Source organism: Solwaraspora sp. WMMD792 (assembly GCF_029626105.1).
Lineage (GTDB): Bacteria > Actinomycetota > Actinomycetes > Mycobacteriales > Micromonosporaceae > Micromonospora_E.
In genome coordinates this window covers 6,781,358-6,793,230 of record NZ_JARUBH010000009.1, presented here as the reverse complement: position 1 = coordinate 6,793,230, position 11,873 = coordinate 6,781,358, and the positions used below count along the sequence as shown (strand labels likewise).

Annotated in this window: 7 protein-coding genes; 4 read left to right on the top strand and 3 right to left on the bottom strand. The window is 73.6% G+C overall.

The window, feature by feature from the left end; genetic code table 11:
- The first annotated feature begins 106 nt into the window (after positions 1-106).
- Together O7629_RS31610 and O7629_RS31605 are read left to right on the top strand one after the other, a co-directional pair.
- A complete protein-coding gene (locus O7629_RS31610; protein ID WP_278173912.1) occupies positions 107-841 on the top strand; it encodes a hypothetical protein in 735 nt (244 codons plus the stop codon).
- A gap of 80 nt (positions 842-921) precedes the next feature.
- The gene (locus O7629_RS31605) at positions 922-1,971 is read left to right on the top strand and encodes a hypothetical protein (protein ID WP_278173911.1); all 1,050 of its coding nucleotides are present in this window, start codon (positions 922-924) and stop codon (positions 1,969-1,971) included.
- A gap of 38 nt (positions 1,972-2,009) precedes the next feature.
- Here the strand turns inward: O7629_RS31605 and O7629_RS31600 are convergent, their stop codons facing one another.
- Positions 2,010-3,173, bottom strand: a complete 1,164-nt coding sequence (locus tag O7629_RS31600) for an acyl-CoA dehydrogenase family protein (RefSeq protein WP_278173910.1) — start codon at positions 3,171-3,173, stop codon at positions 2,010-2,012.
- A gap of 267 nt (positions 3,174-3,440) precedes the next feature.
- Here O7629_RS31600 and O7629_RS31595 point away from each other — a divergent pair, with 267 nt between their 5' ends.
- Positions 3,441-4,868 (top strand): UDP-glucose/GDP-mannose dehydrogenase family protein, encoded by a 1,428-nt coding sequence (locus O7629_RS31595; protein WP_278173909.1) that lies wholly within the window; start codon positions 3,441-3,443, stop codon positions 4,866-4,868.
- Positions 4,869-5,034: 166 nt separating this feature from the next.
- Positions 5,035-10,128, top strand: coding sequence for a permease (locus O7629_RS31590; RefSeq protein WP_278173908.1), 5,094 nt, complete (start codon positions 5,035-5,037; stop codon positions 10,126-10,128).
- 68 nt (positions 10,129-10,196) lie between these two features.
- Here the strand turns inward: O7629_RS31590 and purE are convergent, their stop codons facing one another.
- Both purE and O7629_RS31580 read right to left on the bottom strand, forming a co-directional pair.
- The gene (gene purE / locus O7629_RS31585) at positions 10,197-10,691 is read right to left on the bottom strand and encodes a 5-(carboxyamino)imidazole ribonucleotide mutase (RefSeq protein WP_278173907.1); all 495 of its coding nucleotides are present in this window, start codon (positions 10,689-10,691) and stop codon (positions 10,197-10,199) included.
- On the bottom strand, positions 10,688-11,863 hold the full coding sequence (locus O7629_RS31580; protein ID WP_278173906.1) for a 5-(carboxyamino)imidazole ribonucleotide synthase: 1,176 nt from the start codon (positions 11,861-11,863) through the stop codon (positions 10,688-10,690). The genes purE and O7629_RS31580 overlap by 4 nt, the downstream gene beginning before the upstream one ends.
- Between the last annotated feature and the right edge of the window lie 10 nt (positions 11,864-11,873).

Sequence of the window (11,873 nt, the reverse complement as noted above, 5' to 3'; positions counted from 1 at the left end):
GCGCAACGGGCACAGCCTGCGGCGGGCGACAACGCGTACCCGAAAAAGTGCGCCGCCCCGCTGCGCCCCTGCCCAAGCCTCCCGCCCGAAACGGTACGGTTCGCCCATGCGTCATCTCTGGAGCTTCCTCAGCGGCCTGGCTGCGGCACCGCTGTGCTGGGTGCTGATCGCGGTCGGCCAGACGACGTCGGCCCGCACCATCGCCGGCTGGGTGACCGACGGCAGCTACCACACGGCGACCCTGCTGGCACCGGCCGCGTTCGTGTTCGCCGCCGGTCTGCTGCTCGGGCTGCTGGGCACGCTACGGTTCTCCCCGCTCGGTCCACTCACCGCCGGGCTGGCCCTGGCCGCCCCGTACGTCGCGATGTTCGTCGACCCGTTCGGTGCCCGCGACCTGATCGGTACGCCGTGGCGGCTCTTCGGTGAACCGGTGGTACTGCTGCAGCCGGTGGAGAACGGCACCCTCGCGTTACTCGGGGTGCTGCTCAGCACCGCGGTGCTGAGCCGGCAGCGGTGGCGGTCCCGGCCCGCGACGAACAGCACCGCCGACGACAAGGCCGGCTCCGACGCGACGGCGGCGGCGGAGCCGTTGCCGGTCCGGCCGCTCGGCGAGTTCGATCCGTCGCTCTGGTCGCTGCCGGGCGGCAGCACCACGACGTCGGACGAATCCGCCGACGCACCGACCGGCCCGGACCGGGCCGACGCCGGCCGGCCGACGTCGTTGACCACGAAGACGAAGACGAAGTCGACACTGGCCGCGCCAGCCGAAGACGTTCGACCCGACGGCGACGGACTACGGCCGGCCCGGCCCATCCCCCGGTCCAGTCGGGTGATTCGCTGAACCGACCCACCGACCGTCGTCGGTGACGTTGCGCCTGGCGGGTACCGTGCCGGAAGGCACCATCCCCGCGAGGAGGTCAGATGCGGCACCTGGGCTCGCTGATCCTGTCCCTGCTCCTCGCACCGGTGATCTGGTTCCTCGCCGGGCTCGGCCTGAGCGAGTACGCGCTGGCCCGACGGGACGCTTACAGCGAACCACCGCTCGACGTGTTCATCGGGTTGGCCGCGCTCGCGGTCTGCGGGGTGTCGTACGCACTGTTGCTGCTGCCCCGGTTGTCCCCGGTGGGGCCGGTGCTGGCCGGGGCGTCGTTCGTCGCAGTGTCGGTGTGGGCCACCGTCGACATCGTGGGGTTCTACGACACGATGCCGCGCCGGCTGCTCGGCACGGACTTCGTCCTCACGGCGCCGGCCGAAGGGCTCGCCGTGGTGCTGGCCGTCCCGTTGCTGGCCACCGTGTTCAGCCCACGTCGTTGGCGGGGTGAGCGGATGGTGGCGCTGTACGCCGGCGGACCACCACCGCAGGACGTGACACGGACCGCCCCACTGCCCGGCCCCGGCGGGTACGGCAACCCGGGCGGATACGGCGGCAACCCGGGCGGATACGGCGGCAACGCCGGACCGCCGGCGTGGTCGGCCCAGCCGCCGACCGGCGATCCGGCTCGGACCATCGCGTTCCCGGCTGCCGCCAACCCGCCGCTGCGGCCAGCCCGATCGGCGACGGGTGCCGGGACCGACTCGGAGCACGACACGATGCGGCTGACCCCGCCGGGGCACCGGCGAGACGATCCGACCGTCGTACTGCCCCAGGCGTCGGCGTTCGCACCGCCCCGACCGGCGGTGACTGGCGGCGACCCGGACGAGACCACCCGAATCAGCCAGCCGACCACCACCGACCCGGACGAGACCACCCGAATCAGCCAGCCGACCACCACCGACCCGGACGAGACCACCCGAATCAGCCAGCCGACCACCACCGACCCGGACGAGACCACCCGAATCAGCCAGCCGACCACCACCGACCCGGACGAGACCACCCGAATCAGCCAGCCGACGGACGGCCCGGACGGTGGCGACGAGACCACGACGGTGCTGCCGGCCCGTCCCGACGACGCCGGGAAGTCCCCGAGCTGAGGCCGGACCCGGAACCTCAGGTCCGGCCTCAGCTCAGGTCAGGGTGTCAGCAGCTGACGCGCCATCACGATCCGCTGCACCTGGTTCGTGCCCTCGTAGATCTGAGTGATCTTGGCGTCCCGCATCATCCGCTCGACCGGGTAGTCCCGGGTGTAGCCGTACCCGCCGAGCAGTTGCACCGCGTCGGTGGTGATCTCCATGGCCGCGTCGGAGGCGAAACACTTCGCCGCCGCCCCGAAGAAGGTCAGGTCGGCGTCGGCGCGCTCCGACCGGGCGGCGGCGGCATAGGTAATCTGCCGGGCCGCCTCCAGCTTCATGCCCATCTCCGCGATCATGAACTGGACGCCCTGGAAGTCGGCGATCGGCTTGCCGAACTGCTGGCGCTCCCGCACGTACCCGCGGGCGAAGTCGAGCGCGCCCTGCGCGATGCCGACGGCCTGGGCGGCGATCGTCACCCGGGTGTGGTCCAGGGTGCGCATCGCGGTGGCGAACCCGGTGCCCGGCTCGCCGATCATCCGGTCCGCCGGAATCCGGACGTTGTCCAGGTAGACCTCGCAGGTCGGTGACCCCTTGATGCCGAGTTTCTTCTCCGGTGCGCCGAAGCTCACCCCGGGGTCGGACTTCTCCACGACGAACGCGGAGATCCCCCGCGACCGGGCACCCGGCTCGGTGACCGCGAAGACTGTGTAGTACTCCGAGACACCGGCGTTGGTGATCCACCGCTTCACGCCGTTGAGCACCCAGTGGTCGCCGTCGCGGACCGCGCGGGTGGTCATCGACGCCGCGTCGCTGCCCGCCTCCGGCTCGGACAGGCAGTACGAGAACATCGCCGCCCCGGACGCCACCGGCCGCAGATAGCGCTCCTTCAACTGCTCCGAGCCGGCCAGCAGCAGCGGCATCGTGCCGAGCTTGTTGACCGCCGGGATCAACGATGAGGATGCGCAGGCCCGCGCGACCTCCTCGATGACGATCGCGGTGGCGAGGGCGTCGGCACCCGCCCCGCCGTACTGCTCCGGGACGTGCGGGGCGTGGAAGTCCGCCGCCCGCAACGCGTCGTAGGACGCGGTGGGAAACTGTGCGGTCTCGTCGGCCTCGGCGGCGTTGGGGGCGACCTTCGCGTCGCACACCTCCCGAACCGCTTCCCGGATCGCCGTGTGCTCCTCTGGTAACTGATAGACATCGAACGCCGGCCCGGACGTCATCACGCCCTCCCTCGCCTGGAGTGTTCCCTCGATATCCTGCTCCAGTGCGAGGATACCGGCGAGTAACGCCGACGTCGGTCGCCCCCACCCAGCCATACGGACTATCGTCTGCCGGGCAACCGATCGGCGGCTCTCAGCCGGGTCGGTCCCCACAGAAGCGGTATGCCGCGAACGTCAAAACCACGATGATTGGTGTCGAGCCCCCGGCACCGGACCACCGAGTGCGACGCGACCACAGCGCCGCCAGCGCGAGCGGAGAATCAAGGCGTGACCATCCCGTACCCGAACATCCAGCCCGTCCCGGCCATCGCGGCGGTGACCCCGCCGTCCGGTGCCCCCCGCCCGCGCCTGACCTTCCTCGGCACCGGCTACCTCGGCGCGACCTACGCCATCTGCTTCGCCGAACTCGGCTACGAGGTGATCGGCTACGACGTCGACGCCGACAAGATCGCCAAGCTGTCCGCAGGTGAGGTGCCCTTCCACGAGCCGGGTCTGGACGAGTTGCTCAAGCGGAGCCTGGCCGCCGGGCGGTTGCGGTTCACCACGGACATGGCCGCCACCGCCGATTTCGGCGACGTGCACTTCATCTGTGTGGGCACCCCGCAGCGGGCCGACGCGATGGGCGCGGACCTGTCCTACGTCGAGGCGGCGGTCACCGGCCTGGCCCAACACCTGACCCGTAAGGCGTTGATCGTCGGCAAGTCCACCGTGCCGGTCGGCACCGCCGAGTGGATCGAGCAGCTGGTCGGCAAGCACGCCTCGGGCGACCTGGGCGTCGAGGTGGCGTGGAGTCCGGAGTTCCTGCAGGAGGGCTTCGCCGTCGAGGACGTGCTGCGGCCGAACCGGATCGTGGTCGGGGTACGCAGCGAGTGGGCCAACGGCATGCTGTACGCCGCGCACAAAGGGGTGTTCGACCTGGCCGCCACCGAGGACCGGGAGGTGCCGTTGGTGGTGACCGACTTCGCCACCGCCGAGCTGGTGAAGGTCGCGGCGAACGCGTTCCTGGCCACGAAGATCTCGTTCATCAACGCGATGGCCGAGGTGTGTGAGGTGGCCGGCGGCGACGTCACCCAGTTGGCCCGGGCGATCGGCTACGACCCGCGGATCGGTAACCGGTTCCTGCAGGCCGGGGTCGGGTTCGGTGGTGGCTGTCTGCCGAAGGACATCCGGGCGTTCCAGGCTCGGGCGCAGGAGCTCGGCGCGGGTGAGGCGTTGCGGTTCCTGCACGAGGTGGATCTGATCAACCAGCGGCGGCGGTCCCGGGTGGTGCAGCTGGCGGCCGAGCTGCTGGGCCGCCGGTCCGGGCCGGCCGGGCCGGATCTGTCGGGCACGACGGTGGCGGTGCTGGGGGCGACGTTCAAACCCAACTCCGACGACGTCCGCGACGCGCCGTCGCTCGCGGTGGCGGCGATGCTGGCCAAGACCGGCGCGCAGGTGCGGGTCTTCGACCCCGAGGGTACGGAGAACGCCCGGCGGGCACAGCCGGACCTGACCTACGTACCGTCGATGGTCGACGCGGTCCGCGACGCCGACCTGGTCTGCGTCCTGACCGAGTGGGCCGACTTCCGTAACGCCGACCCGGTGGCGTTGGGTGAGCTGGTCGCCGGCCGCCGGGTGATCGACGGCCGGAACTGCCTCGATTCGACGTTGTGGACCGGCGCCGGCTGGCAGTACCGCGGCATGGGCCGCCCCTGAGCCCGGCACCGCCCGCGCCGAACCGGCCGGTTGTGGGTCCGTGACGGACCCACAACCGGTTTTTCTCCGATCTCCACGCCGCCTGGGGCTGTTCAACAGTTGCTTGGTTTAGGCATGCTTCGTAGGAAGTGGTCCACAGTGTGGTCCGGGCGTGGAGGAGGGTGCCATGAGTACGCCGTACCGCTGCGCCTCGTGCGGGCGGACCGTGCCGGCGGCGGCGACCTGCCCCCGGTGCGGTGCCGAGCAGCCGCAGTTCGCTGAGGACCTGGCCCGCATCGAGCGGTCCATCGCCGAGATGAAGGCCCGCGAGCTCGCGCTGGCCAAAGAGCAGAAGCAGATGGCCAGCGATCTGCAGGCGGCGATCTTCCAGCGGGACATCCTGTCCACCGGCGGTGCCGCCGGTCGGCGTGGCCCGGGGCCCCGGGTCTCGGTCCGCCGCCGGGCCGGGCGTCGACCGCCGACCGCCGACCAGGGCACCGCCCCGCCGAAGTTCCCCCGGCAGAGCCCCAACCTGGCCGCTGACGACGACGCGCCACCGACCGGGCCACCGCCGCCGGGCTCTGAACCGCCCGGCTACCCGCCGGCCGCCGGTGGCGACGATCCGACCCAGGTCCTGTCGTCGGACGGCACCCGACCGGAGGCGTCCGCCCAGTCGATCCAGAACGTCCTGCTCGGCCTCGGCGCGCTGATGGCGGTGGTGGTGTTCGCCGCCGTAGCCAACAGCGCGTTGCCCGACGTCACCCGGCTGAGCGTGCTGTTCGCCGGCACGCTACTGCTGCTCGCGGCACCGCCAGCGGTCGCCGCCCGCGGGCTCACCTCCACCGCGGAGACGATCGCCGCCGTGGCGCTGGTCCTCGTCCCGATCGACGGTTACGCGATCTGGGCGACCGACGCCGTCCGGGCCGGCCCGGTCAGCCCGTCGGCGTTCGCCGGCCTCACCTTCGCCGTCACCGCGCTGGTCGCCGCCGGATACGCAGCCACGACCGGGCTGCGTCTGCCCCGGTACGGCATGGTGCTCGCGATCCAGCCGGTCGTGCCGCTGCTCGGTCAGGACCTGATCCGGGGGCCGGCCGGGTGGGCGTCGGCGCTCGCCGCGGTAGCCGTGCTCGACCTGCTGCTGGTCCGGCTGCTGAGCGGCTCCGGGAAGCTCGGCGTCAACTGGCGGTCCGGGTCGCCGACGGTGGCCCGACCCCGGCCGGACGCGCCGGCCGGACCGGACAGCGGCAACCGGCCCGGCGACCGGGCCAGCGGGCCGGCCGGGCCGGCACCGTCCGGCACCGGCTCCGACCGGCCGGAGAGCGCGCCGGAAGAGGCCGACGCCGTCGTCGAGGGCGAGCCTCCCGGTGGCGGCGCCGGTCGCCGACAGCCGGGCTGGCTGCCGCCGGCACCCACTGCGGCCGTCCTCTGGCTACGCGACCTGATCTGGACCCTGCACGGGCTGGCCGTAACCGCCGCGCTGCTGTTCGCTGTGGTGGCGGTGCTGCGCGCCGACACGGTGCCCGCCACGCTGGTCGCGGCGGCGGTGCTGCTGATCGCCGCCGGGGTCGGGCTCGTCGGCGGATTCACCCTGGGCCACCCGCCGCTGCCGGACCTGGCCGCCGGCGTGTTCGCCCTGGCAGTCATCGGCGCGGCCAGCCGGGTCGCGGCGGTCGCCCTGCCGGGCCCGGCGCTGTTGTTGATCGCCGCCGTGGTCGCCGTCGCCGGGATCGGCGTACGGGCCCTGCCGGAGCAGGTCCGCCGCGGCCCGCAGCTCGCGGCGGCGGCCGCGTTGACCGTGCTCGGCGTACTCGTCGCCGGTGGCGCGCTGCGGGCGGCGCTGGCGCCGGTCCGCGCCGCGTTGCCCGCCTGGCAGGCCGACCTGGCCGGCTACCAGCAGAGCCTGGTCGACTACGCCAGGCCCGCCGACTGGCAGCTCGCCCTGGCCGCGCTGCTGATCACCATCGCGGCGGCGGTCGCCATGCCGGTCGAATGGCGTCGCGAGGCGACCGTCGTCGGCGTGACGCTGACCGCGCTGGCCGTACCGGCGTCCTTCGCCCTGCCCTGGTACGCCGCACCGTGGCTGCCGGTGCTCGCCGCCGTCGCGGTGGCCGGCACCGGTTTCCTCACCGACACCACCCGGGCCGCCCGGGTGCACGTGATCTGCGCGGCGGTGCTCGGCACCGCCGGTGCGGGTGCGGCGCTGGCCCGACCCGGCTCCACCGCTGCCGCCCTGCTGGTGCTGGCCGCCGCCGGCGTACTGATCGCAGTAGCCGGGACGCTGCCGGAGGTACGCCGCCGGCCCGCCGGGGACGCGGTCGGGGGTTGGGCCGCAGGCGGCGCCGCGTTCGCCCTGCCCGGTGGGGTGGCGGCGTTCGTCACCGCTCTGGTACCGCCGCCGGGGCCGACCGCGCTGGCCGTCCAGGAGACGACCGCCCCGATCCTGGCCGCCGGTTTCCTCGCGGTCTGCGGCACGCTCGGCTACTCGGCGCTGGCGCAGGTGGCGGAACGGCAGATCCCCCGACCGTTGACCATCGGCACCGGGCTGGGGGCGCTCGCGGTCACCGCCGCGGCGTTCGGCTCGCCCGGTGCGGCCATCGCCGACGTGTGGGTCGCCGTCGGGCTGCTGGTCGCCGCGGGGCTGCTGCTCATGGCGCCTTCGATCGACGCCGGCCGGCGGGCGGACCGGCTGCTCGACGGTCCCGACTACGCCGCGGCGGCGGCCACCGCCGCGCTGGTCGGCACGCTGGCCAGGGTCAGCGCGATCGTGGTACCCGGCACCGAACTGGTGGCCAGCGCGGCGCTGACCCTGCTGGTGGCGGTCGCCGTACGCGCCCTGCCCGAGCACTGGCGGCGCGGACCGGTCCTGGGCACCGCGGTCAGCGGTGGGGTCATCGCCGTCCTCGCCGGCTACACGGCGGTCGCCGGCGGCGTCCAGGCACTGGCCACTCCGGGCCAGCTCTGGCAGGCGGACCTGACCGCCTGGTCCACCGAGGTCGCCGCCAACTCCTGGCAGGTGCCGCTGGCCCTGGTGCTGCTCGCGCTGGCCGCCGCCGTCGCGCTGCCCCGACCCTGGTCGTTCCACGCCGCCGGCGTGCTGGTCGCGCTCGCCACCGTCGGCACCCCGGCGGCGCTCGGCCTGCCCTGGTGGTCACCGATCGTGGTCGGCTGCCTGGTCGCGATCGGGTACGGGATCGTCTCGGTGGCCGCCAACGATCCACAGGCGGCCACCGCCCGGGCCGGCGTCGCCGTGGCGGTCGCCCTGTACGCCATCGGCGCCAGCCTGGTCCGTCCGTGGACCACCGCCGCCGCGCTCGGTGTCGTGGTGCTGACCTGCGTGGTGGTGGCGGTACTCGCCCGGGTCGTCGCCACCGTGACGCTGGCCGACCAAACTGCTCAGGCTGACCAGGTCGACCAGGCAGGTAGCGGGCCGCCCGTCCCCAACCGGGAGTCGATGCCGGCGCACCTGTCGAAGATCGGTGGCGCGGCGACCGGGGCCGCGCTGCTGGCACTGCCCGGAGCGGTCGCCGCGCTGGCCGCCGCGCTCGGCTGGACCACGGAGATCGTGCTGACCGGGGCGTTGGCCGCCTCGGCGCTCGGCGTCGCCGTGCTGGCCATGGTCCGCCGCCGGGTCCCGCACTACCTGCCGTACGCCACCGTCGGGTTGGCCGCCGGCGCGACGGTCACCGCCCTCGCCTCGCTCCCGACCAGCCTGCCGACCGGCATGTACGCCGCCGGAGCCGCACTGCTCGGCGTACTCGCCGAACTGCTCCGGGCCGCCACCCCACCGCCGGTGGACCTGTCCCGGCCGAGTCGCCGATGGTCCGGGCTCGGCGGCCGGTGGAGCCAGCCGGGGCCGCTGGAGATCGGCCAGGAGTGGGCGATCAGCCCGGTCAAGGGAGCGTTGGCGGCCGCCGCGCTGCCCACCGCGCTGGCCGTCGCGGCGGTGGCGCCGACGCTGACCGCCGCACTGGTCGAGCCGTACCGCACCCTGACCGCGATCTGGCAAGGACCACCGGCCGGGCTGCTCGATCCGCCGGCCGCCGCCGTGGACCCGACCAACGTGCTCGCGGCGCTGCTGCTCACCGTCGCGGCGGCGCTGGCCGCGACCGGGTTCAACACCGGCCAGCCGGGCCAGGCGGTTCCGGTGGTACTGCCCGGCGTGGCGATCACCCTGCTGATCACCCCGATGTCGTTCGGCGTCGGCTGGCCGGCGGGCACCATGGCGGCGCTGCTGGTCTTCGCGGTCGCCATGGTCGGACTGGCGTTGACCGAACCGCCGCCGGACACCGAGCGGCACCGGCCGCTGCGCATCGCCCGCCGGCTGCTGTTCCTGATCGGCCTCGCCGCCGGTGGCGCCGGACTCGCCGGGGCGCTGGCCAACGATCAACTGACCGTCTTCACGCTGGGCAGCTCGGTGTGTGTCGGAGCGGTGTCCGCGTACGCCGGGCGCAGCCAGCCGGCCCGGATCCTCGGCTGGCTGTTCGCCTCGGTGATGGCGCAGATGTTCGTGCTGACCATGGGCCTCGTCGCCGGCCTTCCGCCGAGCTGGTCGGCGTTCGGCGTACTCGCCGTCGGTGCCGGCCTGCTGCTGTCCGCGACCCGGCTGCCCCGGCTCAGCCACCCCGAGGCGGTACGCGAGGCGGCGGTGGTCGAGTGGAGCAGCTACGCGGCCGCGCTGCTCGCACTGGCCCTGGCGTACGACTCGGCCGCGCATCTGGCCGGGCTGCTGGCCGCCTGGGGTGCGGTGCTCGGGGTGACGGCCACCCGGCCTGGCCGCCGCGCGATGGAGCGCCGGGTGCTGTTCTGGCTGGCGGTCGGCTGCGAGATCACCGCCTGGTGGATGCTGATGCGGATCACCGATGTGGCGCTCACCGAGGCGTACACCTTGCCGTTCGCCGTCCTCGCCCTGCTAGTCGGGGTGCTCGAGCTGCGGCACCGGCCGGACCTGAGCAGTTGGACGGCGTACGGGCCGGCACTGGCCGCGGCGTTCCTGCCCACCCTGGTACTGGTGATCAGCTCGGGGGAGAACAGTTTCCGGCAGGTCCTGTTGCTGCTCGGCGCGGTCGGCACCCTGCTGGTCGGGGCGATGAGTCAGCAGCAGGCCCCGGTGGTGGTCGGTACGGTGGTCAGCGCGGTGACCGCGTTGCACGCGTTGACCTTCTTCGGGCCGTGGCTGGTGCTGATCCCGGTCGGTCTGGTGCTGCTGGCGCTCGGGGCGAGCAGCGAGTGGCGCCGGCAGACCCAGGAGCGGGTGCGGGGCGCCCTGCGCGGCATGCGCTGAGGCCGGCCGCCTAGCCCTGGCCGGGTCGGCCCGGCCGGGCCGACTCGGCCGGGCAGATCCGGCCAGGGCTAGGTGGTACCGCCGCGTGACGCCTGCAGCGCGGCGTCCTTCGTGGCGACCAGTTCGACCAGCTCCTGCTGGTAGGCGAGCATCCGGGCGCGCAGCCCCGGGTCGGTGGCGGCGAGGATCCGCACCGCCAGCAGACCGGCGTTGCGGGCGCCACCGATCGACACCGTGGCTACCGGCACGCCCGCCGGCATCTGCACGATCGACAGCAGCGAGTCCATCCCGTCCAGGTGCTTCAACGGCACCGGCACCCCGATCACCGGCAGCGGCGTCGCCGAGGCGACCATGCCCGGCAGGTGCGCCGCGCCGCCCGCCCCGGCGATGATCACCTGGATGCCACGGTCGGCGGCGGTGCCGGCATAGTCGAGCATGCCGTGCGGGGTGCGGTGCGCCGAGATCACCCGCACCTCGTGCTCGACGTCGAACTCGGCGAGAGCCTCGGCGGCGGCCCGCATCGTCGGCCAGTCCGAGTCGCTGCCCATGATGACGCCGATCATCGACCCTCCTGTAGCCAGCGGGCGGCCCGGGCGGCCCGGTTCCGGACGTCCGTCAGATCCTCGCCGAGCACCGTCACGTGGCCGATCTTGCGGCCCGGCCGGACCTGTTTGCCGTACAGGTGGACCTTGGCGCCGGGGTCGGTCGCGAACAGGTGGTGCAGCCGCTCGTCGATGCCCATCCCGCCATCCGCGCCGCCCAGCACGTTGGCCATCACCACCGCCGGGGCGGTCAGCCCGGTGTCACCCATCGGATAGTCCAGGACCGCCCGCAGATGCTGCTCGAACTGGGAGGTACGGGCCCCCTCGATGGTCCAGTGCCCGGAATTGTGCGGCCGCATCGCCAGCTCGTTGACCACCAGGCCACCGCCACCGGTCACCTCGAACAGCTCCACCGCCAGCAGCCCGACCACGTCGAGCGCGCTGGCCAGGTCGATGGCCAGCTGCTGGGCCGCCAGGGCGAGCGGCTGCGGCAGGGCGGGCGCGGGCGCCAGCACCTCGACACAGATGCCGTCCCGTTGCACGGTCTCCACCACCGGGTAGACCGCCAGCTGACCGAACGGCGAGCGGGCCACCTGTACCGCCAGCTCGCGGACCAGCTTCACCCGCTCCTCGGCGATCAGCTCCACCGCCGGGTCGGCCGACGGGCCGGCCGGGTCGAGCCCGGCGGCGACCAGCTCGGCCGGCGTGTCCAGCAACCACACCCCGCGGCCGTCGTAGCCGCCGCGCGCGGTCTTGACCACCACCGGCCAGCCGACCTCGGCGCCGAACTCGGCCAGCTCGTCGACCGAGCCGATCCGCCGCCAGCGCGGCACCGGGGCACCCAGCTCGGTCAGCCGCTGCCGCATCACCGCCTTGTCCTGGGCACAGCGCAGCGCGTCGGCGCCCGGGTGGATCCGCACCCCGTCGGCGGCCAGCGCCCGGATGTGCTCGCCCGGCACGTGCTCGTGGTCGAAGGTGACCACATCGCAGCCCTTGGCGAAGGTACGCAGCGCGGCGAGGTCGGTGTGCTCGCCGTACTGCACGTCGGCGGCGACCAGGGCGGCGCCGTCCTCCGGCGTACGGGCCAGCACGCGCAGCGACTGGCCGAGCGCGATCGCGGCCTGATGGGTCATCCGGGCGAGCTGCCCACCACCCACCATGCCGACGACGGGCAGTCCGGTACGGGTATCCATGGCGGCGACA